The sequence below is a fragment of the Mycolicibacterium llatzerense genome, assembly GCF_000878195.1.
GTDB lineage: Bacteria > Actinomycetota > Actinomycetes > Mycobacteriales > Mycobacteriaceae > Mycobacterium > Mycobacterium llatzerense.
Window position 1 is genome coordinate 30,473 of record NZ_JXST01000013.1, and the last position, 22,542, is coordinate 53,014.

A 22,542-nucleotide genomic window follows, 5' to 3' on the forward strand; every position below is an offset into this window, starting at 1 on the left:
CACGGGTAAAGTGGAGGGTCGCCGCGTGGGCTGCTTAGGAGGAAATACAAATGACTGATCGTGTGACGGTGGGAAATCTGCGGGTGGCCCGCGTACTGCACGACTTCATCACCAACGAGGCCCTGCCCGGCACCGGGGTTGACCCGGACAGCTTCTGGGCCGGGGTGGACAAGGTCATCACCGACCTCACCCCGAAGAACCAGGCCCTGCTGGCCCGCCGCGACGATCTGCAGGCGCAGATCGACAAGTGGCACCGGGCGCGGGTCATCGATCCGGTCGACACCGATGAGTTCAAGAACTCGTACCAGGAGTTCCTCACCGAGATCGGCTACCTGCAGCCAGAACCGGCCGAGTTCTGCATCCGGACCTCGGGCGTCGACCCGGAGATCACCAGCACCTCGGGTCCGCAGCTGGTGGTGCCGATCCTGAACGCCCGGTTCGCGCTCAACGCGGCCAACGCCCGCTGGGGCTCGCTGTACGACGCTCTGTACGGCACCGACGTCATCTCCGACGAGGACGGTGCCGAGGCCGGCAAGGGTGGCTACAACAAGGTGCGCGGCGACAAGGTGATCGCCTACGCCCGGGGCTTCCTGGACCAGGCCGTCCCGCTGGCGGCCGGCTCGTGGGCCGACGTCACCGGCCTGAAGATCGATGACGAGCACCGACTGCAGGCCGAACTTGGCGACGGGCTGTCGAGCGGGCTGGCCAGCCCCGAGGAGTTCGTCGGCTACACCGGCAAGCTCGGTGACTCGGCGTGGTCGGTGCTGCTGGTCCACCACGGCCTACACATCGAGATCCTGGTCGACCCCGCGTCGCCGATCGGTTCGACCGACCAGGCCGGCATCAAGGACGTCGTGCTGGAGTCCGCGATCACCACGATCATGGACTTCGAGGACTCGGTCGCGGCCGTCGACGCCGACGACAAGGTGCTGGGCTACCGCAACTGGCTGGGCCTGAACCGCGGTGACCTGTCCGAGCAGGTCAGCAAGGGCGGCAAGACCTTCACCCGCACGCTGAATCCCGACCGCGTCTTCACCACTCCGGACGGCGAGGGCGAACTGGTCCTGCCGGGCCGCAGCCTGCTGTTCGTGCGCAACGTCGGTCACCTGATGACCAACGACGCCATCGTCTTCGACAATGACGGGGTCGACGGCGCCGAAGTTCCCGAGGGCATCCAGGACGCGCTGTTCACCGGCCTGATCGCCATGCACGGCCTGAAGTCGACCGAGGAGAACGGCGAGCTGACCAACAGCCGCACCGGCTCGATCTACATCGTGAAGCCGAAGATGCACGGCCCCGACGAGGTCGCCTTCACGTGCGAGCTGTTCAGCCGCGTCGAGGACGTCCTCGGCCTGCCCGCGGCCACCCTCAAGGTCGGCATCATGGATGAGGAGCGCCGCACCACGGTCAACCTCAACGCCTGCATCAAGGCCGCCGAGGACCGCGTGGTGTTCATCAACACCGGCTTCCTGGACCGCACGGGCGACGAGATCCACACCTCGATGGAAGCGGGCCCGATGGTCCGCAAGGGCGCCATGAAGAGCCAGACCTGGATCAAGGCCTACGAGGACGCCAACGTCGACGCCGGTCTGGCCGACGGTCTGGCCGGACGCGCCCAGATCGGTAAGGGCATGTGGGCCATGACCGATCTGATGGCCGAGATGGTCAAGCAGAAGATCTCCCAGCCGCAGGCGGGCGCCACCACCGCGTGGGTGCCGTCGCCGACGGGCGCGACCCTGCACGCCATGCACTACCACCAGGTGGACGTGCGCGAGGTGCAGGAAGAGTTGGCCGGCAAGAAGCGCACCACCCGCGCCGAACTGCTGACCATCCCGCTGGCCAAGGAACTGGCCTGGGCGCCCGAAGAGATCCACGAAGAGGTCGACAACAACTGCCAGTCGATCCTCGGCTACGTGGTGCGCTGGATCGACCAGGGCGTCGGCTGCTCGAAGGTGCCGGACATCCACAACATCGCCCTGATGGAGGACCGCGCCACCCTGCGCATCTCCAGCCAGCTGCTGGCCAACTGGCTGCGGCACGGCGTCATCACCGAGGACGACGTCAAGGCGAGCCTGCGCCGGATGGCGGCGGTCGTCGACGAGCAGAACGCCGGCGACTCGGCGTACCTGCCGATGGCACCGGATCCGGAGGGCAGCATCGCCTTCCAGGCTGCACAGGAGCTGATCCTCGAGGGTTGCGCCCAGCCCAACGGCTACACCGAGCCGATCCTGCATCGGCGCCGGCGGGAGTTCAAGGCCGCACACGCCGGTTCGTGAACGGTTAACTCCCCCATCATCGTTGATTAAAATTCGGCGGGCCCACGTCTTGCGACGCGGGTCCGCCGATTGCACGCCGACACCAGGAGCAGACACCAATGGGTAGGCACAGAGCTCCCGACGACGAGTCACCCGACGACGAAGTCTCCGACTACGACGCGTTGTCGCCGGACATCCCGGAAGCCGACGAATCCGCCACCGGCGCTCCGGGGTTCCGGGTGCCGGACGACTGGGCCGAGATGCACGGGATGCCGCCTGCTGCCACCGGACCTGCTGCCACCCCGGCTGTGCCCACCCCGCCCGCCGGTCCCGCCGACCGGTACGAGACCGACGAGCCCGACGCCGACTACGGCGACACCGACTATTCGGACCAACCCGACCTCACCGGCTCCGAGAGCGTCACCCAGGCGTTCCCGTCCGTCCCTCGCCGGGCATCGGTCCGTGCGCACAGCGGCGACTGGGAGGGTGGTGAATGGACCGGCAGCCACCGGGCCATCGCCACCAAGCGCCGCGGGGTCAGCGTCGGCGTCATCGCCGCCCTGGTGACCGTCGTGGTCGTGGTCGCCGCGGTGATCCTCTGGCGTTTCTTCGGCAGCGTGCTGTCCGACCGCAGCCGGGAGGCTTCGGCGCGGTGCGTGTCCGGCTCGGTCAGCGTGCCCGTCATGGCCGACCCGTCGATCTCCGATCAGCTGGGCTCGCTGGCCGGCAAGTACAACCAGTCCGCCGCACCCGTCGGCGACAAGTGCGTCAAGGTCGAGGTCAAGGCGACCGATCCGACTGCGGTCGTCGACGGTGTGGTCAACAAGTGGCCGTCGAACCTGGGACCGCGCCCGGCCCTGTGGGTTCCGGCCAGCTCGGTGTCGGCGGCCCGGCTGGTGGCCGGTGCCGGTGACCAGGCGATCAGCGGTGAGGCGAAGTCGCTGGCGACGTCACCAGTGCTGGTGGCCGTCCGGCCGCAGCTCAAAGATGCGCTGGCCCAACAGAACTGGGGCACCCTGCCAGGGCTGCAGACGACGCCGACGGCGTTGGACGGCCTGAGCCTGCCGGGCTGGGGCTCGCTGAGGCTGGCCCTGCCGACCGTCGACAACAGTGACGCGGCCTACCTGGCGGCCGAGGCCATCGCCTCCGCCGCAGCCAATGGCGCGCCGGCGAATGCCGGTGCGGGCGCCGTGCACCGGTTGATGGCCGCGCAGCCGAAGCTCTCCGATCCCAAGGTCTCGACGGCGCTGGACGCGCTGATCTCCGCGAGCGACCCGGCCACCGCGCCGGTGCACGCGGTCGTCACCACCGAACAGCAGCTCTACCAGCGGTCGCAACACACCGACAACGCCAAGGGCAAGCTGGCGGCCTGGCTGCCACCCGGCGCACCGGCGGTCGCCGACTACCCGGCCGTGCTGCTCGCCGGCGAGGGTCTGTCGCACGAAGAGGTCACCGCGGCGAGCGAATTCGAACGGTTCCTGCGCAAGCCCGAGCAGCTCGCCGAATTGTCGAAGGCCGGCTTCCGCGTCGACGGCGGCGATCCCCCGAAGAACGACGTGGTGAGCCTCGGCGCACTGCCCGACGCCCTCGCGATCGGCGATACCAACACCCGCGCCACGCTGGCCAACGCGGTCGGTGGCACGTCGAAGAGCGCCGCCGTGACGATCTTGCTGGATCAGTCGATGCCGATCAGCGACGGCGCCAAGACGCGGTTGGGCAACGTGACCACCGCGCTGATGGACCGGCTCAAGGCGATGTCGCCGAACAGCTCGGTGGGTCTGTGGACGTTCGACGGCGTGGCGGGCCGCAACGAGATTCCGGTGGCCCCGCTCAGCGAGCAGGCACACGCGGCTCAGCTGATCTCGAACCTGAACAACCAGAGCTCCTCGGGCGGCGGTCACGTCTCGTTCACGACGTTGCGCATGCTCTACGGCGACGCGATGTCGAAATACGTCGAGGGACAGCCCAATTCGATCCTGGTGATCACCTCCGGCCCGCACACCGACCAGTCGCTGGACGGTCAGGGCCTGCAGGACTACATCAAGTCGGCGTTCGACGCTGGCCGCCCGGTGGCGATCAACGTCATCGACATCGGCACCGACTCGGACGGCTCGACCTGGCAGGCCGTCTCGCAGATCACCGGCGGCACATACACCGGCGTGCCCACCTCCGCGGCTCCCGAACTGGCCAACGCGGTCGCCGCTGCCCTGCCGTAGTTTCCGACGTAAAAGGGCCGGGTCTGCACAGACCCGGCCCTTTTACGTTGCGCGATCAGGCAAACGCCTCGATCGGCGGGCAGGAGCACACCAGGTTGCGGTCGCCGAACGCACCGTCGATGCGACGGACGGGCGGCCACACCTTGGGACGGAAACCCTTGCCCAGCGGGTAGGCGGCATGTTCGCGGGTGTACGGGTGCTTCCACTCGTCGACCAGCAGGCACTCGGCGGTGTGCGGCGCATTGTGCAGCGGGTTGTCGTCCGCCGGCCACTCACCGGAGCCGACCTGGTCGATCTCGGCCTTGATCGCGATCATCGCGGCGATGAAGGCGTCGACCTCGGTGAGGCTCTCGCTCTCGGTGGGCTCGACCATCAACGTGCCGGCCACCGGGAAGCTCATGGTCGGCGCGTGGAAACCGTAGTCCGCCAAGCGCTTTGCCACATCGTCGACGGTGACGCCGGTGGCCTTGGTGATGGCCCGCAGGTCCAGGATGCACTCGTGCGCGACCATGCCGTTCTCGCCGGTGTACAGCACCGGGTAGTGCTCGTCGAGGCGGCGGGCGATGTAGTTGGCCGACGCGATCGCCGTCAGCGTCGCGGCCCGCAGACCGGCCGCGCCCATCATCCGGATGTACGCCCAGGTGATCGGCAGGATGGACGCCGAGCCGTACGGGGCCGCCGACACGGTGTGGTCGTCGGCGAGCTCGGCGGCCAGCGGGTGACCGGGCAGGTACGGCGCGAGGTGCGAGCGGACCGCCACCGGGCCGACGCCCGGACCGCCGCCGCCGTGCGGGATGCAGAAGGTCTTGTGCAGGTTCAGGTGGCTGACGTCGCCGCCGAACTTGCCGGGACGGGCCAGGCCGACGATCGCGTTGAGGTTGGCGCCGTCGACGTAGACCTGACCGCCGGCGTCGTGCACCGCGGCGCAGATGTCGGCGACGTCGTGCTCGTACACGCCGTGCGTGGACGGGTAGGTGATCATCAGCGCGGCCAGGTCACCGGCGTGCTCGGCAACCTTGGCGCGCAGGTCGTCCAGGTCGACGTCGCCGTTCTCGCGGCACGCCACGACCACGACCTTCATGCCGACCATGGCGGCCGACGCGGCGTTGGTGCCGTGCGCGCTGGACGGGATGAGGCAGATGTTGCGCCCGGCTTCCCCGCGGGCCTCGTGGTAGGCACGAATGGCCAGTAGCCCGGCGTACTCCCCCTGCGATCCGGCGTTGGGCTGCAGCGAGACCGAGTCATAGCCGGTGATGCTCACCAGCCAGGACTCCACATCGGCGATCAGCTTGCGCAGGCCCGGGGTGTCCGACGCCGGGGCGAACGGATGCTGCTGGGCGAACTCGGTCCAGGTGATGGGCTCCATCTCGGCGGCCGCGTTGAGCTTCATGGTGCACGAGCCCAGCGGGATCATGCTGCGGTCCAGCGCGATGTCCTTGTCGGCCAGCGAGCGCAGGTAGCGCATCATCTCGGTCTCGGTGCGGTACCGCGAGAACGCCGGGTGGGTGAGGAATTCCGAAGTGCGGGTATGGATTTCGGGGCCGGCCCAGTGGTGGCCGCCGCGGGTCGCACCGAACGCGGCGAGCACCGCGTCGACGTGATCGGCGGTGGTCGCCTCATCGCAGGACACCGAGATGTGGTCGGCGTCGACCAGCCAGACGTTGATGCCGCGCTCCTTGGCGGCCGCCTGCACCTGCTCGGCCCGGCCCGGCACCTTGGCCAGGACGGTGTCGAAGAAGGCGCCGTGCACGACCTCGACGCCGGCCTCCTTCAGGCCCATCGCCACAGCCAGCGCGTGGCCGTGCACCCGGTGCGCGATGGCGGTCAGCCCGCGCGGGCCGTGGTAGCTGGCGTACATCGCGGCGATCACCGCGAGCAGCACCTGGGCGGTACAGATGTTGCTGGTGGCCCGGTCCCGGCGGATGTGCTGTTCACGGGTCTGCAGGCTCAACCGGTAGGCCTTGGCGCCGTCGGCGTCGACCGAGACGCCGACCAGACGGCCCGGCAGCTGACGAGCGTGCTTGCCGTGCACGGCCAGGTAACCGGCGTGCGGCCCGCCGAATCCCATTGGCACACCGAAACGTTGCGTGGTGCCGAAGGCGACGTCGGCCCCGATCTCACCCGGCGGGGTGACGAGCGTCATCGCCAGCAGGTCCGCGCCGAGGGCGACCAGCGCGCCGCGCTCATGGGCCTGCGCGATCAGTGCGGACCAATCGTTGACCGCACCGCTGGCACCCGGCACCTGGGCGATGACGCCGAAGAACTCGCCCTCGGGCAGCCCGTCGCGCAGGTCGGCGGTGACGATCTCGATGTTCAGCGGCTCGGCGCGGGTGGCCAGCACGGCGGCGGTCTGCGGGTAGACGTCGATGTCGACGGCCAGGCGGCGGCAGTCGCCCTTGACGGCGCGGTGCATCAGCGTCATCGCCTCGGCCGCGGCGGTGGCCTCGTCGAGCATCGACGCGTTGGCGATCTCCATGCCGGTCAGGTCGGTGACCATGGTCTGGAAGTTGAGCAGGGCCTCCAGGCGGCCCTGGCTGATCTCCGGCTGGTACGGCGTGTAGGCCGTGTACCAGGCCGGGTTCTCGAGAATGTTGCGGCGCAGCACCGCCGGGGTCAGGGTGTCGAAGTAGCCCTGGCCGATCATCGACACCGCGACGGTGTTGGTGTCGGCCAGTGCACGCAACTCGGCCAGCGACTGCTCTTCGGTCGCCGGAGACTTCAGTTCGTCGAGGCCGGGAGCCAGTCCGGCGCCCGACAGCGCGTCGAGAATGCCCGCGGGCAGCGCCTTGGCGGCGAGCTCTTCCAGGGAGTCGACGCCGATGACCCCGAGCATGGTGGCCACCGCGTCGGCGTCCGGACCGATGTGCCGGTCGACGAAGCGAAGCTGGTGGTGCTCAGCAGAGGAACGAGACGTGCTGTCGGTCATGACGGCCTCTCCAGACGTTCAGGCTCGGGGCAGGCATGCCACGGAACCGCTTGCGGTTCCTCCCCCTCTGTCGTCGGTGCCTGAGAGATTCGGCCCGACGATGGTCGGCCTTTCCCCATGGGCGGGCGAGGCACAGCTCGCCGCTTTCCAGAGGCATCGGGCTCCGGCGCGGTCCGGGGGCCTGAGAGGTTGATGGAGAGGTATTGCTCCTTCGGCGTCCATGGCTGGCGGCCACAGAACTCTCCCGCGTCGGGACGATGCGCGCGCCAGTCTACCGGTGGTTCGCCACGGGCCGCTCATAGTCCCCCAGAGGGGGGTGCCCCCAAGCAAACTGCCCCTCTCCATGGGAAAGGGGCAGTTTGATGTCTGCTGGTGAGTGGCCTCAGCCGATCTTGCGGTCGCGCTGCTTGCGCCGGGATGCCAGTTCGTCCTCGGGTGCGGCGATGGACTCGCCGCCGTCGGCCCGCTCGCCCGGGAAGTCGGCGATGGCGCCGGTCAGCTCGCGCATGGCACCCGAGACCGCGATGCCGAACACACCCTGACCGCCCTGCAGCAGGTCGACGACCTCTTCGGCGGACGTGCACTCGTAGACCGTGGTGCCGTCGGAGAACAGCGTGATGTTGGCCAGGTCGTGAACCCCGCGCTGGCGCAGGTGATCGACCGCGACACGGATGTTGTGCAGCGAGATGCCGGTGTCGAGCAGGCGCTTGACGATCTTGAGGACCAGGATGTCCTTGAACGAGTACAGGCGCTGGCTGCCGGAGCCGGCCGCGCCGCGGATCGACGGGACGACCAGCGAGGTGCGCGCCCAGTAGTCCAGCTGGCGGTAGGTGATGCCGGCGATCTGGCAGGCGCTCGGCCCGCGGTAGCCGACCAGTTCGTCGGGTACGGATTCATCAGGGAACAGGCCTGCCTGCACCGGCATCGGAGCCGGCGTCGGGGCGGCCTGCTCAGGCGCGCCGTTGGTCGTCAGGTCCAACTGCTCTTGACGTGGCGTCTCGTCGCCCACTGCCTGATCCTCTCGCCGATCGAACTAACCCTGCCTGGCGGCCATTGCTGCTCGGCGGGCATGTCCGCTGCTCGAATGTGTCGAGCATACGCTTCCCGCCGGGCCACTTCAGCCCATCGGCGGCGAGCCGCCGATCAGACTGTTGCCAGAACGAGGAAAGTATGTGGCGCGGATTCGTCGAATCTGCAAACGGCGCACCGCGTGTCGACGCCTGCTGACCTAACTGAGACGCATCCGTGACAACGCCCCGACGGACGTTCCCCCGGACCGGTCAGGTGGCCTTGAAATCGTCCGGCGAAATGCTGTCGAGGAACTCCTTGAACTTCTCGACCTCGTCCTCGCGCACCGCCCCTGACGGCTCCTCGTCGCTCTCGTCCGGGATCAACAGACCGGCTTCGGCCAGCACCGCTTCCTCGACGTAGATCGGCACGCCCATCCGCAGCGCGATGGCCACCGAGTCCGACGGCCGCGCCGACACCGTGATGTCGCGGTCGAACACCAGGTCGGCGTAGAAAGTGCCTTCCTGCAGATCCACGATGCGCACCTCGCGCAGTGAATGCCCAAGCGCGGCAATCAAATCCCGGATCAGGTCGTGCGTGAGGGGACGAGCCGGCGAGACGCCCTGCTGTTCCAGCGCGATGGCCGCAGCTTCGGACTGACCGATCCAGATCGGCAGGTACCGGTCACCGTCGGATTCGCGGAGCAACAGCACGGGTTGGTTCTGTGGCTGCTCCACCCGAATGCCGACCACACGAACCTCGCCCATCTGCGTCTGCCCTCCGCAATCCGTGTGCCATCAACGAATTCGAGTCTAGTCCTCAGCGATCGAGAACGTCGCGCACGGCAGACTTGATCAGCGAGGTGTGCAGTGTGATGGCGAGCGCCGCGACCTCGCGGGCCAGTTCGTCGGCCCGGTCGCGGGCCCCGGCGTTGCCGGCTTTGCCGATGGGCCCGGCGATCTGGGCGATGAGGTCCGACTGCCGGTCGGCCGCGGACCGGAAGGCCCGCAGGTGCCGCGGCTCGACGCCGTATTCGCCCAGCGCGTGGGCGCATTGAGCGATGACCACGGCGTGTTCGTCGAAGAACCCCGCCGGGCCGGGAATGATCACGCCGCTCTTGACGAGCGCGGAGAGCAGCTCCGACTTGATGCCGGAGCGCTGCAGCAGATCCTCGCGGCTGAGCCGGACCTGGGCAGGCGCGACATCAGCTGGGCCACCGTCTTGGTCGCTGTCGAGATCGGGCACCAATTTCGGTACGCCGTAAGCGGATCCGTTCGACGGCAGCGCGCCGTCGGCCTGGGCATCCAGCTGGGCCTTGATGACCTTCAGCGGCAGGTACTGATCGCGCTGCGCGGACAGGATGAACCGCAGCCGCGCGCAGTCATAGGCCGTGAAACGACGGTAGCCCGACCCAGTGCGTTCAGGCGTGACCAGACCTTGTTCCTCCAGGAACCGGATCTTGGAAATCGTCACATCCGGGAAGTCTGGTCGGAGCAGATCGAACACTGCTCCGATCGACATCCCGGCCACTGCACTGCGGTCGGGCTGCGTCATGTACTGACCGCCGGCTCTAGCCAGCCGAGCTGTCGTCGGCCTTGGGGCCGGTCAGGAACACCAGGCGGAACTTGCCGATCTGGACCTCGTCCCCGTTGGCCAGCACCGCCGAGTCGACGGGCTCGCGGTTGACGTAGGTGCCGTTGAGGCTGCCGACATCGACCACCTGGAATTCACCGGACTCGAGCCGGAACTCGGCGTGCCGGCGGCTCACCGTCACGTCGTCGAGGAAGATGTCGCTGTCCGGGTGACGTCCCGCCGAGGTACTCGGCTGATCCAGCAGGAACCGCGAGCCGGCATTCGGCCCGCGCTTGACCACCAGGAGGGCCGAGCCCACCGGCAGTCCTTCAACTCCGGAGACGGCACTGGTGCCGCTCGTCGAAGCCGGGGCGTCGAGCTCATTGAGGAAGTCCGCACGGAAGACCGATGTGGTCTCCACCGTTGTCTCCTCGGACCCGAAATCAGTCCCCGAACCGCTGTCGTTATCCGTCACGCGCTGCTCCTCTACTGGCTGCTGTGGCGCTCTCTTGCACGACCAGCCGGCAGTCCTGCCAGCAGTCATCGATGTCGCATACGTCCCACTATTGACCGTACCGCGCGGCGCGGGCGAGTGTGCCCGCCACCGCCGGATCCGCCGAGCCGACTTTGGTGTCGCCGCGGCCGAACCGGACCGCAGCACCCTAACAAAGGCGTTACTCGTCCAGGGTCGCCCGGTAGCCGTCAGCGTCGAGCAGACCCGCGAGCTGGCCGTCCAGTTCGGCCGCGTCGGCCTGCAGTTCGATCAGCCAGCCGGCGTCGTAGGGATCGGAGTTGACCAGGTCGGGCGAGCCTTCCAGATCACCGTTGACCGCAACGATTTTCGCGGCGATCGGGGCGTACAGCTCCGAGGTCGTCTTGGGCGATTCGACCTCACCGAACACGTCGCCGGAGGCCAAGGTGGTACCGACCTCGGGCAGATCGACATAGACCACGTCACCCAGCGCGCCCTGCGCGAAATCGGTGATTCCGACGCGCACGGTGCCCTCGCCGGTGCGGCGCACCCATTCGTGCTCGGTGGTGTACAGCAGATCGGCTGGCGTTTCGCTCACGACGCTCCTTGAGTGTTGGTGGGGTACATAGGATACGGCTCGATTACCGCGGCCCGGCGGCTACTTGACCGGCTGAGCGTATTGGCGCGGTTTTGCCTGCCGCAAGGCAGTGACGTCAATCGTGTCGGCCTGTTGCACGGTCATTGTGCCGCCAACCCGCTTGACACTGTCCATCGCCCCGCCGGGGATGTTCATCGCGGCCGCCAGGGTCGGCGGATCACCAATGGCGAGAATCGAATAGGGCGGGTTCATGGTCACGTTGTCGACCACCAGCGCGCCCGCGGCGCCGGTCACCCAGGTATCGACCCCGACCCGAACCGCGGTCTGCTGATCGCCCCGTCCGGACCGGATCTCCATGGCCTCGGCGCCGGCCGCGCGCAGCTCGTTGATCACGTCGAGCAGGGTCTCCGGCGAGACGCCGGGGGCGATGTCCTCGATGGTGATGGTGACGCCCGGGCCGGTGGCCGCGACCGTCCCGATCAAGATCGACAGGGCACGCAGCCGCGCCTGCGCGTTCTCGATGGCGGCCTGGTCGCTGTTGCCCGACGCCTGCAGCGCCGACAGCGTCTTCTGCAGGTCGGCCACCTCTGTGTTGAGGGCGGCCTCGCGCTGTTGCAGCGAGTCGAGCAGCACCAGCAGGTCGGCCGGCCGGGCGGTGTCCAGCGCGTCACCCGATTCGGTCTGGCGCACCTGCGTCGCGATCGCCACGCCGAGCAATACACAGAGCAGAACGGCCAGCGCACCGAACATCAACTGGGACCGGGTGCGCGGCAGCCGAGCGGGGACACCGTCGGGCAGCTCGTGCCGGCCGTGATGTTCGGCCGCGGGTTCGGCGTCGCCGTGGTGCTGTTCGTCGTCAGCCATGCCGCTCCACCGTCACGCCCCGAACAACCGGCGGCGCAGGGCCGCCGCGTTCCCGAAGATCCGGATACCGAGCACCACGATGATCGCGGTGGTCAGCTGCGTGCCCACACCCAGTTGGTCGCCGACGTAGACGATCACCGCGGCGACCAGGACGTTGAAGACGAACGAGATGACGAAGACCTTGGCATCGAAGATGTTCTCGAGGTAGGCCCGCAGTCCCCCGAACACCGCGTCCAGCGCCGCGACGACGGCGATCGGCAGGTACGGCTGGACCGCTTCGGGCACGCTGGGGTGGAAGATCAACCCCAGCACGATGCCGACCACCAGTGCCGCGATCCCGATCACGTGCGCATACCCAATCTCAATTCGGCCCCAATCACTTTGGCCCACTTTGCCTGGCGAAGTTGACATCTCGTACTGATGCGGCCGACACCGTCAGCCGGTCCCGAGTCTGCACGCTGATGCCCACCCCGTACGACGCGGCGAGCAGCGTCAGCCGCTGCATGGCGGGAGTGTGCTCGAACACCTCCTGCATGGCGTGGGGCGGCCCGATGGCGACGACCACATAGGGGCTGGCCACCGGCTGGTTGTCGACGAGGATGCCGCCGCCGGCCTGCCGCATGGTCACGTTCGGCCCGATCCGCACGCCGCCGACGGACACCGCCTCGGCTCCGGCCGCCCACAACGAGTTGACGGTCAGTTGCAGGTCGCGGTCCAGGATGGTCTGCGGGCTGCCGGCAACCCGTTGTTTCGACACGTCGGACAGGTTGGGGCTCGGCGGGGGTTCGGTGACGGTGACGGTCAGGCCCGGGCCGGTCACGGCGGTCACGCCGGCACCGAACTCGGCCTGCTCCAGGGCGGCCAGCAGTTCGCGGCCCTGCGCGTCGCCGGCCAACCGGCTGCGGCGCGCGGCCTCCACCTGGCCGGCCAGGGCGTCGCGGGTGGCAGTGCTGTCGCGGGTCCGCCCTTCGGCGGTGCGCGCGTTGGCGGACAGGACATGTTGGGTCTGGGTGGTGGCCGGGGCCATCGACACCGCGTGCTGCGCCGCCGTCCCGAACACGACCGACACCGCGGCGACGCCGACCAGCAGCCAGGCACCGTCGGCGAGGCGGGAGCGTGTCCGTCGGGCACTGTCGCCGGACGCCTGGCGGCGCTCCGCCGCGGCGGCATAACCGGGATCCAGATGGTCGGTGAGCAACGAGCGCAGCAGCGACGGCACCGGAATCCGGACCGGCTCGTCGGCGACGTGACTGTTGCGGCCGGCTTCCGGCCGGTAGCCGCCCAGTGCCCGGTCCCGGGGTGTCCCGGCTTCCGTCACGCCGCGGACCTCGCGACCGGCGGCAGTTCCCGCAGCACCATGGTCACCTGGATCAGGTACAGCACGGCGGACCACAGATACATGGCCATGCCCCAGACGAGGAACGCCCAGCCGCAGGCCAGCACCACCCGGCTCCAGGCGTCCGGCCACTGTCCCAGCAACACCAGCGGGAATCCGGACATCAGCGCGAACGTCGCGGCCTTGCCGATGTAGGTCACCGGCAGCGCGGTCAAACCTCGGCTGCGTACCAGCGGCAGGGTGGCCGCCAGCACCAGGTCGCGGCCGATCAGGGTCAGCACGATCCACCACGGGACGACGTGCGCGATCGCCAGCGCGACCGGCACGACCAGCATGTAGATCCGGTCGACCAGCGGGTCCAGCAGTTCGCCCAGCCGCGAAGACTGGTTCGGCACCAGGCGCGCGATCTTGCCGTCCGCCCAGTCCGAGAAGCCGCTGAACATCAGGATCGCGACGGCCCAGCCATTGGCGTGCACCGACAACAGCAGGTAGAGGAACACCGGGACCAGCAGCAACCGCAACGCGCTGAGCGCGTTGGGAATGGTCAGCACCCGGTCGCTCGAATCGGCTTCCGCGCCACTGGTGCTCATGGGCTAAACCTAACGGAACACCCCGGGCAGGCTCAGCGCTGCCATCGTGTCGTCGGCCAGCGGGTTGTCGTGAATCATGTACGTCCACGTCGATGTCGGGCGGGCCAGCTTCGACAGATCCAGGCCGGGCTCGTCCTCCAGCACGTTGGCGGTCTCGAAGGTCTGCTGCGCGGCCTCGATGGCGTCGGCCGCCAGCGATGCGAACGCGTCGACCGCCATGCGGTGGAACTCGTCGAGCGGGTCCTGACGTCCCAGCGCGCGCAAGTGGATGCTCTCGCGGATGTCGGACAGGTAGGCCAGGTGGTCGGCCCAGCCGCGGTCCAGGTGGTACAGCATGATCATCCGGCAGATGCGCTCGAGCTCGTCCTCGCCGACCTCGTCGGCCAGTTCCTGGTACCGGTCCGGCGTCAGCTCCTTGAGCTCGTCACGCGCGGTGGTGGTGCGCAGCAACGTCTCTCGGCGTTCGACGATGATCGCGCGCTGCTGCGCGGTGAGCTGGTTGTAGCGCCAGGTGTTGGCGTGCACGTCCAGCAGCCGGCCCTCGGCGACGCGCTGCGCGTGCTCGAGCATCTGGCCGGCGCGGTCGCTGACGATCCGGCCGTCCTCGTCGGTCTGCGTCGGCAGTTTCTCGGGCTCCAGGTGCGAGACGACGACGTCGTCCTCCCAGCTGGAGAAGAACACCGACGAGCCGGGGTCGCCCTGGCGGCCGGCGCGGCCGCGCAGCTGGTTGTCGAGGCGTTCGGTGTGGTGCCGGCCGGTGCCGATGACGTGCAGGCCACCGAGTTCGGCGACGGCGTCGTGGTCGGCTTCGTCCGATCCGCCGAGGCGGATGTCGGTGCCGCGGCCGGCCATCTGGGTGGAGACGGTGACGGTGGCGAGCTTGCCCGCCTCGGCGATGACGGCGGCTTCTTCCTCGTCGTTCTTGGCGTTCAGCACGACGGCGGGTACCCCGGCCTTGACCAGTTTCGCGTGCAGCTCTTCGGATTCGGCGACGTCGCGGGTGCCGACGAGCACCGGCTGGCCGGTCTCGTGGATCTGCTGGATGTGCTCGATGACGGCCTGGTTCTTGGCGGCCGCGGTGATGTAGACGCGGTCGGCCTCGTCTTCGCGGATGTTCGGCGTGTTCGGCGGGATCGGCGACACCCCGAGCCGGTAGAACTGGCGCAGCTGCTCACCGGCGGCCAGCGCGGTACCGGTCATGCCGCACACCGTCGGGTAGCGGCCGATGAGGGCCTGGACGGTGATGGTGTCGAGGACCTCGCCGGTCTCGGTGGTCTCGATGCCTTCCTTGGCCTCGACCGCGGCCTGCAGTCCGTCGGGCCAGCGCTGCAGCGACGCGATGCGGCCGCGGGAGGCGTTGATGAGGTGAACGGCGTTGTCCCGCACGATGTAATGCACGTCGCGCTGCAGCAGCACGTGCGCGTGCAGAGCCACGTTGACCTCGGTCAGCGTGGTGCCGATGTGCTCCTCGGCATACAGGTCGATGCCGCCGAGGGCCTTCTCGAGCTTGCGCGCGCCCGCGTCGGTCAGGTGCACGTTGCGCCGGTCGGCGTCGGTGTCGTAGTACTGCAGCGAGTCGTCCACGCGGTTCTCGGAGGTCATCTCCCCGACCAGCCGGATGATCTCCATGCGCGGTGTCTCGCGGTGGGTGGTGCCGGCGAGCACCAGCGGCACCAGCGCCTCGTCGACCAGCACGGAGTCGGCCTCGTCGATCAGCGCGACGTCGGGCCGCGGCGACACCAGGTCGTCGACGTGGGTGACCAGCTGGTCGCGCAGCACGTCGAACCCGATCTCGTTGACCGAGGCGTAGGTGACGTCGCATTCGTAGGCGGCGCGCCGTTCGTCGGCCGTCGACTCGGCGGTGATCCAGCCGACCGTCAGGCCCATGGCCGCCAGCAGCGGTCCCATCCACTCGGCGTCGCGGCGCGCCAGGTAGTCGTTGACCGAGATGACGTGCACGTGCCGTCCGGCCAGCGCGTAGCCGGCCGCGGCGATCGCGCCGGCCAGGGTCTTGCCCTCACCGGTGGCCATCTCGACGACGTCGCCGGCCATCATGCGCAGCGCACCGAGCAGCTGCACGTCGAACGGGCGTAGGCCCGTCGTCCGTTCGGCCGCCTCACGGGCGATGGCCAGGAACTGCGGAATGTCGGCGGCGTCGGCAAGCTCGGACAGTTCCAGCAGCTTGGCTGCCTTGGTGACCTGCTCGTCGTCCAGCCCGGCGGCCTTGTCGTCGAACTCCGCCGACGCCTGAACCTGATTCATCGACCGGTTCTGGTTCTTGTCGGTGGAAGCACCGAGCAGCTTCCAGAACTTGCTGCTCAGCCGGCCGGATTTCGCGGTGCTGGTTTTCGCCACAGGTCAAAGGTACCGGGCCGGTCCGCCGGCACTTCTTCAACCATCCACCTCCCGGGCACTGTCCGCGCCTGTCGCGGCGCGCGCGTCAATAGAGCACGGGTACCTTGCGGGGATGGATTTGTTCACCCCGACGCTCGAATGGGGCCATGAGCTCACCACCTCGCTGTGGTGGATCGTCAAAGCCTGGCTGATCGCAGCGGTATCGACGCTGGTGGTGGTGACCGCCATCGGCCGGTTCACGGTCTGGGGCAGGCAGTTCTGGCGCATCACCGGCGGCTACTTCATCGGCCGCGAGAGCCTCAAGGTGTGGCTGTGGCTGGCGGCGATGCTGCTGTCGGTGATCACCGGCGTTCGGCTCACGGTGCTGTTCAGCTATCAGAGCAACGATCTGATGACCAGCTTCCAGGTGGTGGCCTCCGGCCTGGCCGGTCATGACCAGGCGGTGAAGGACTCCGGGGCGCACGGATTCTGGATGTCGATCGGCATCTTCTCGCTGCTGGCCGTGTTGCACGTCAGCCGCATCATGCTCGACCTGTTCATGACGCAGCGGTTCATCCTGCGGTGGCGCGCGTGGCTGACCGACCGGCTCACGGGCGACTGGCTGGACGGCAAGGCGTACTACCGGTCCCGGTTCATCGACGACACCATCGACAACCCGGACCAGCGCATCCAGAGCGACATCGACATCTTCACGGCCGGCGTGGGCCCACTGCCCAACACGCCCAACAACATGACCACCTCGACGCTGCTGTTCGGCGCCATCAACGCCATCGCGTCGATGCTGTCGTTCACCGCGATTCTGTGGAACCTGTCCGGCACCCTGACCATCGCCGGGCTCACCATCCCCAAGGCGATGTTCTGGATCGGACTCGGCTACGTCCTGATCGCGTCGGTGGTGGCCTTCTGGATCGGCCGGCCGATCATCTGGCTGTCGTTCGACAACGAACGCTTCAACGCGGCGTTCCGTTACGCGCTCGTCCGGATGCGCGACGCGGCCGAGGCCGTCGCGTTCTACCACGGTGAGATCGCCGAGCGGACGGGTCTGCGGCGGCTGTTCGCCCCGGTCGTGGACAACTACAAGCGGTACGTCAACCGGATGATCGGCCTCAACGGCTGGAACCTGTCGATGAGCCAGATCATCGTGCCGCTGCCATATGTGCTGCAGTTCCCGCGATTCCTCGCCGGTGAGATCAAGCTCGGCGACATGAACCAGACGGCGTCGGCGTTCGGCAGCATCCAGGACGGATTGTCGTTCTTCCGCAACGTGTACGACCAGTTCGCCGGGTATCGCGCCGCCATCATCCGTCTGCACGGCCTGGTGACGGCCAACGACGCGGCGCGGCACCTGCCCGCGCTCGCCACCGAGGACTGCCCCGACGACACCATCACGCTGGAGAAGGTCACGGTGAGCACGCCGGACGGCCGCGAACTCATCGCTCCGCTGGATCTGTGCCTGTACCCCGGCGAAGCGCTGGTGGTCACCGGTCCGTCCGGCAGCGGCAAGACGACCCTGCTGCGCAGTCTGGCCAAGCTGTGGCCCTTCTGCGAGGGCGCCATGCACTTCCCGATGGACGAGAACGAGACGCTGTTCCTGTCCCAGCTGCCGTATGTGCCACTGGGTGATCTGCGCGCCGTGGTGTCCTACCCGGGCAAGGTGGGTTCGCACACCGATGCCGAACTGCACGAGGTCCTGAACAAGGTCGCGCTGCCGCATCTGGCGAACCGCCTCGATGAGGTCGACGACTGGGCCAAGGTGCTCTCCCCCGGCGAGCAGCAGCGCGTCGCCTTCGCCCGCGTGCTGCTGACCCGGCCCAAGGCCGTGTTCTTCGACGAGTCCACCTCAGCCCTCGACGAGGGCCTGGAAATGATGCTGTACCAACTGGTTCGGACCGAACTGCCGGACACCACCGTGGTCAGCGTCAGCCACCGCAGCACCGTCGAACAGCACCACCAGCAGGAGCTGGAACTGCTGGGCAACGGCGAGTGGCGGCTCACGCGGATCGAAGACGAGGACGGCGCACCCGCCCCCGTCTAGCCGATCACCTTGCCGCGGCGTGGGCTCCGGCCCGGCGGCCGAAGAACGACCCTTCACCCAACTGGGTGCCGCTGGCGTAGCCCTTGCCGTCCTGCGCGATGTTCGAGGCACACGCACCCGCCGCGTACAGGCCCGGCACGGCGCTGCCGTCCTCGCGGAGCACTTCGCCGTCGATGCTGACCGACAGGCCGCCCATGGTGAACCCGGAGTACAGGGCCCGCCCGAGCGACAGGTCGAATGCCGCCCACGGCCCATTGTCCTGGGCCGCAACGTAATCCGGCTGCTTGTGGAAGTCGGGGTCGCCGCCTGCCGCGGCGTTGGCGTTGTAGCGCTCCAGCGTCGCGGCCAGGTTCCCGGCCGGAATGCCCAGCGCCGCTTCCATTTCCGCGACGGTCTCCCAGCCGTCGATGAACCGGATCAACGGCATCGCCGGCATCTCGGTGTGCGCTTCGTCCACGATCAGGTAGGCCACCTGGTCGGGCTGCTCGAGCACGAAAGCCGAAGTGCGCGAATGGTAGGAGTCCTCGTTGACGAACCGCTGGCCATTCTGGTTGACGATGACGCCGGTGAGCAGGACCTCCGGCGGGTAGGCGGCGGCCGTGATGAACAGCTGGTCCAGATTCCTGGCGACGCCGCCGGCGGACACGCCGAGCTTGATGCCCAGCCCGTCGTCGTTCGGGTTGCCGAGGATGTAGGGCTCAACTTCGCCGTGGTGCTTGGTCTTTCGCTTCTGGCCCAGCGCCGGCGTGTGTTCGGCCACCATCTCCGGGTTCATCGCGAAGCCGCCGGCGGCGATGATGACGGCGCCGGCCTTGACCGCGCCCGTCACTCCGAAGTTCTTCCAGCGGACGCCGACCGCCCGGCCCTGCTCGTCCACCACGAGGTTGGTCGCGCCGGTTTCGTAGCGCATCTCGACGCCGAGTTCGTCCGTTCTTTTCAGCAGCAGCTTGATGACCATGTCCGCGCCGCCCAATTCGCCCGGCACCGGGACCGAGTGCCCGCGGGGCGCGGCCTTGGCCTGCTCGCAGAACGGCCACACCTTCTCGTTGCCGGTGTAGGACAGGCCCTCGGTGCCCGGCGGCACCACCACCTTGCCCGGGTAGTAGCTGCGTTCGAACTGAAAACCCAAGTCTTCCAACCAGTTGAAGTGCTCGACGCTGCCGTCGCAGTAGGCGCGGATCTTGTCGTGCTCAGGGTCGTGGGCGACGGCGACGAGATACTTGTACATCTCGTCGGCGCTGTCGTCGTGGCCGGTCGCCTGCTGTACGGCGGTGCCGCCGCCGAGGTAGAAGTGGCCGCCGGCCATGGACGTGGTGCCGCCCGCGGCGGCCGCCTTCTCCAGCACCAGGACCTTGGCGCCGGCGGCGGCAGCACTGACCGCGGCACAGCCACCGGCGATACCGAAGCCGATCACCACGACGTCGGCCTCGTCGGACCAATCGGTGACGTCGGCGGCGTTGACGGTCTCGGGAACTGTTTGCATCGTCTCTCCTGGGCCGGTCTCAGTGTGTCCAGCGCGGTCGTTCGGGCAACCTGGACACGTGTCTGATCAATGATCGACTAGACAATAACGTCGGATGAGGGCCATGGCTAGAACGTGTTCTAGTTTCCTTCCTCACCCAGGTACGCCGCGATACACCGGGCCGAGGCCGCCATCAGTGCAGCATCAACACGCGAGCACGCCGAAGCAACGGTTCACCCTGAAACCACGGCGCCGCCCACTCGCACTTCTGCGCCCTCCGTACAGGGTCAACGTGCGCAGAGCCGGGGTCGCTAGCCGCCGGCCTGCTGCACGACGGCATCATTGGTCTGCTGGTCGGTCGCGCTCCACGAGACCGCCGCGGGGAAATGCCCCCAGGTGCTGTTGAACACGCCAACCAGCACCGCCCGGTTGTCCGGGGTGATCGTGTACACCGGGCCGCCCGAGTCGCCCTTTTGGCTGACGATGCCGTTGGACATGGTGAACCAGCCGTTGTTCACCGCGTCGACGGTGCCGCAGGTCTCGCCGGTGACGACGCCGAAGTGGCAGACGGGTACGCCGCGCTGCGGATTCACCGCGGGGTCGGTGACCAGCATCCGCCCGCCCGGCAGAATGTTGTTGACCATGACGTCGCCGGCGATGGTGATGGACTCCCAGTCGGAGATCTGGTGGTCGGTCGCGATCGTGGCGCCGTCGGGCGTGTTGTCCCGGAAGGTGATCATGGTGCCGATGAAACGGCCGTCCTTGTCGGTCACCGGGCCGTTGCCCCGGCAGTGGCCAGCGGTATAGCCGGTCCGCGCGGCCGGGTCCACATAGCCCAGCGTGCAGCGCGTGGTGCCCTGGTGGATCTCCATTCCCGGGTACACCAGCACTCCGGGATCCGCCGCCGCGACCGGCGTCGGGCCGCCGACAACGAACATCGGCACCGCGGCCGCCGCGATTACCGCGGCCCGCAAACCCCCCACAAACATGACCTTCTCCCATCACCTCGGGACGGACGTCGCGCCAGCCTACCCCGCACGTCCGAAACACGGGACGGGAAAGTGTCTGCCGACGCACCGGCACCGGCCGCACACCAGCAAACAAGCCGCCCCTGAAATGCACTGGCGGCCCGGATCTTTCGATCCGGGCCGCCAGTGTCCGTCCAGGTCAGGGAATGGTCAGGAGCTGACCGGGCTGGATCAGGTCTGGGTTGTCGATCCCGCTGGCACTGGCAATCTCCGGGTAACGGCTACCGTCGCCGTAGAACTGCTCGGAGATGGCCCAGAGGGTGTCACCCGACTGCACCGTGTAGGTGCGTGCCGCCGGCGCCTCGGGCGCCGGGGCGGGCTCGGGCTCGGCAACGACCTCGACGGCGACCGGCTCGGCAACGGCCTCGACCACCACCGGCTCGGGAGCAGCCTCGACCGGCGCCGCGGGCACCTCGTCGGTGTGCGTGTCCGACGACCACTTGGCGTCGTCGCCGCTGTACAGCACCAGGTTGCGGTCGTCCTGCAGCACCAGCCGGACGTTGTCCGCGCCCTTGGTGTCACTGGCCCACACCGGCTTGTCCGCCGTGTACAGCACGAAGTTGCCGTCGTCCTGCACCTCGGCACGCTGGACGCCCTGGCCGTTGGTGCCGGTGGCCCACACAGACTGCTCCCCCGTGTACAGCACCAGATTGCCGTCGTCCTGCAGGACCAGACGGTAGGCACCGTTGTTCGACGTCAGCGACTGGCCGACGTCGAGCTTCTCGCCCTTCTGAAGTGTGTCACCCATGAAAGTCCAGCTCCTTTGGTTTGCGATTCACCCCTGTCGCTCACCGACAGTACCGACGGTTCCGCCACACGTCAGGGTTTGCGCTCGCAAAAATCAAAACAGTTCGCAAACAATGAGTTATCGCGGAGGAATCACAGCGCACTGACAGCATTTATGCCCCGGTCAGCGAACCGGAGCGGACTCCGGACCGTGCGGCTGCCACCCCGGCGGGCCGAATACATAACCCAGCCGATCACCGAATCCGTTGGCCTCACGCACATCTCGCACCATGGTGAAGTACTCGTGCGTCTGCAGCTTCCAGATATCGTACGTACCAACAGGTTTGGTCAGGCCATAGTTCGGCCGCGCGGTCTCGGGCGTGAAGCTACCGAACATCCGGTCCCAGATGATCAGAATCCCGCCGTAGTTCTTGTCGAGGTACTGCTGGTCCCGGCCGTGGTGCACCCGATGATGCGACGGCGTGTTGAAGACGTATTCGATTGGGCGCCAGAGCTTCCCGATGCGCTCGGTGTGAATCCAGTACTGGTACACCAGATTCACCGAGAAACTGGCGAACACGATCCACGGCGGCACCCCGAGCGCAGGTAGCACCGCCTTCATCAACAGGTCCCCGGACGGGTTCCACTTCTGCCGCAACGCGGTGGACAGGTTGAAATACTCGCTGGAATGGTGCGCCTGATGCGTGGCCCAGAACAGCCGCACCCGATGGGCCATCCGGTGGTACGTGTAGTAGATCAGGTCGACGCCGAGGATCGCGATCACCCACGTGTACCAGGCGTTCCCGGGCAGGTGCCACGGCGCGACATATACATAGAGGGCCGCATAGCCGACGAGCGCAAGGAAATTCAGCACACCGCTGGTGAACAGCGACACCGCGCCCATCCAGATACTGGCCCAGGCATCGGCGCGCAGGTAGGCGCCGGACGGCGGCCGCGGCTGTTCGTCGTACGCGAGCTTGCGGGCCGCGCCCCACTCCAGCAGCAGCGCGACGACGAAGAACGGAATGGCGTACGAGACCGGGTCGTGCAACATGGTCGGCAGCACGTCGGACAGCAGATCGGAACTCACGTCGACACC

The 22,542-nt window shown here is 68.0% G+C and carries 18 protein-coding genes and 1 riboswitch; of the genes, 3 read left to right on the plus strand and 15 right to left on the minus strand.

From position 1 onward, the window contains the following. Positions 1-50 precede the first annotated feature (50 nt). Both TL10_RS11020 and TL10_RS11025 read left to right on the plus strand, forming a co-directional pair. Entirely contained in the window at positions 51-2,276 is a 2,226-nt protein-coding gene (locus TL10_RS11020; protein WP_043985687.1) for a malate synthase G, read from the plus strand. 98 nt (positions 2,277-2,374) lie between these two features. Continuing rightward, positions 2,375-4,471 (plus strand): VWA domain-containing protein, encoded by a 2,097-nt coding sequence (locus TL10_RS11025; RefSeq protein ID WP_043985688.1) that lies wholly within the window; start codon positions 2,375-2,377, stop codon positions 4,469-4,471. Between the two features lie 55 nt (positions 4,472-4,526). On the opposite strand, the gene gcvP is transcribed toward TL10_RS11025, so the two are convergent. The 11 genes from gcvP to secA2 all read right to left on the minus strand — a co-directional run bounded on the left by gcvP (position 4,527) and on the right by secA2 (position 16,192). Beyond that, positions 4,527-7,397 carry an aminomethyl-transferring glycine dehydrogenase gene (gene gcvP, locus TL10_RS11030; RefSeq protein ID WP_043985689.1) on the minus strand — a complete coding sequence of 957 codons (2,871 nt, stop codon included), beginning with the start codon at positions 7,395-7,397 and terminating at the stop codon, positions 4,527-4,529. Positions 7,398-7,556: 159 nt separating this feature from the next. After that, a riboswitch (glycine riboswitch) is annotated at positions 7,557-7,654 on the minus strand. A gap of 125 nt (positions 7,655-7,779) precedes the next feature. After that, positions 7,780-8,406, minus strand: coding sequence for a MerR family transcriptional regulator (locus TL10_RS11035; protein ID WP_043985690.1), 627 nt, complete (start codon positions 8,404-8,406; stop codon positions 7,780-7,782). Positions 8,407-8,677: 271 nt separating this feature from the next. After that, positions 8,678-9,172, minus strand: a complete 495-nt coding sequence (locus TL10_RS11040) for a bifunctional nuclease family protein (RefSeq protein ID WP_043399863.1) — start codon at positions 9,170-9,172, stop codon at positions 8,678-8,680. A gap of 52 nt (positions 9,173-9,224) precedes the next feature. After that, on the minus strand, positions 9,225-9,959 hold the full coding sequence (ftsR, locus tag TL10_RS11045) for a transcriptional regulator FtsR (RefSeq protein WP_082067919.1): 735 nt from the start codon (positions 9,957-9,959) through the stop codon (positions 9,225-9,227). Between the two features lie 16 nt (positions 9,960-9,975). Further along, complete coding sequence (gene garA / locus TL10_RS11050) at positions 9,976-10,452, minus strand: glycogen accumulation regulator GarA (RefSeq protein WP_043399857.1); 477 nt, start codon at positions 10,450-10,452, stop codon at positions 9,976-9,978. A gap of 199 nt (positions 10,453-10,651) precedes the next feature. Then, positions 10,652-11,047, minus strand: coding sequence for a glycine cleavage system protein GcvH (gene gcvH / locus TL10_RS11055; RefSeq protein ID WP_043985691.1), 396 nt, complete (start codon positions 11,045-11,047; stop codon positions 10,652-10,654). A gap of 60 nt (positions 11,048-11,107) precedes the next feature. Beyond that, complete coding sequence (locus TL10_RS11060; protein WP_043985693.1) at positions 11,108-11,911, minus strand: DUF881 domain-containing protein; 804 nt, start codon at positions 11,909-11,911, stop codon at positions 11,108-11,110. Between the two features lie 12 nt (positions 11,912-11,923). Then, on the minus strand, positions 11,924-12,322 hold the full coding sequence (locus TL10_RS11065) for a small basic family protein (protein ID WP_276555237.1): 399 nt from the start codon (positions 12,320-12,322) through the stop codon (positions 11,924-11,926). Continuing rightward, the gene (locus TL10_RS11070; RefSeq protein WP_043399848.1) at positions 12,288-13,229 is read right to left on the minus strand and encodes a DUF881 domain-containing protein; all 942 of its coding nucleotides are present in this window, start codon (positions 13,227-13,229) and stop codon (positions 12,288-12,290) included. Before TL10_RS11070 ends, TL10_RS11065 begins: the two co-directional genes overlap by 35 nt. After that, the gene (locus TL10_RS11075) at positions 13,226-13,837 is read right to left on the minus strand and encodes a CDP-alcohol phosphatidyltransferase family protein (RefSeq protein WP_043985694.1); all 612 of its coding nucleotides are present in this window, start codon (positions 13,835-13,837) and stop codon (positions 13,226-13,228) included. The genes TL10_RS11070 and TL10_RS11075 overlap by 4 nt, the downstream gene beginning before the upstream one ends. Positions 13,838-13,846: 9 nt before the next feature. Continuing rightward, positions 13,847-16,192: an accessory Sec system translocase SecA2 gene (gene secA2, locus TL10_RS11080; protein ID WP_043985695.1), complete on the minus strand. Its 2,346-nt coding sequence runs from the start codon at positions 16,190-16,192 to the stop codon at positions 13,847-13,849. Positions 16,193-16,304: 112 nt separating this feature from the next. On the opposite strand from secA2, the gene TL10_RS11085 reads away from it, so the two are divergent. Next, entirely contained in the window at positions 16,305-18,227 is a 1,923-nt protein-coding gene (locus tag TL10_RS11085) for an ABC transporter ATP-binding protein/permease (RefSeq protein WP_043399840.1), read from the plus strand. Positions 18,228-18,231: 4 nt separating this feature from the next. Here TL10_RS11085 and TL10_RS11090 read toward each other — a convergent pair whose 3' ends face one another. From TL10_RS11090 to TL10_RS11105, 4 genes are all read right to left on the minus strand, one after another. After that, positions 18,232-19,710, minus strand: a complete 1,479-nt coding sequence (locus tag TL10_RS11090) for an FAD-binding protein (protein WP_043985696.1) — start codon at positions 19,708-19,710, stop codon at positions 18,232-18,234. A 290-nt stretch (positions 19,711-20,000) separates the two neighbouring features. Beyond that, positions 20,001-20,678 (minus strand): Rv1815 family serine proteinase, encoded by a 678-nt coding sequence (locus TL10_RS11095; protein WP_043985697.1) that lies wholly within the window; start codon positions 20,676-20,678, stop codon positions 20,001-20,003. A gap of 178 nt (positions 20,679-20,856) precedes the next feature. Next, positions 20,857-21,465 carry a LysM peptidoglycan-binding domain-containing protein gene (locus tag TL10_RS11100; protein WP_043985698.1) on the minus strand — a complete coding sequence of 203 codons (609 nt, stop codon included), beginning with the start codon at positions 21,463-21,465 and terminating at the stop codon, positions 20,857-20,859. Positions 21,466-21,627: 162 nt separating this feature from the next. Further along, the gene (locus tag TL10_RS11105) at positions 21,628-22,497 is read right to left on the minus strand and encodes a sterol desaturase family protein (protein ID WP_043985754.1); all 870 of its coding nucleotides are present in this window, start codon (positions 22,495-22,497) and stop codon (positions 21,628-21,630) included. Positions 22,498-22,542: the final 45 nt, after the last annotated feature.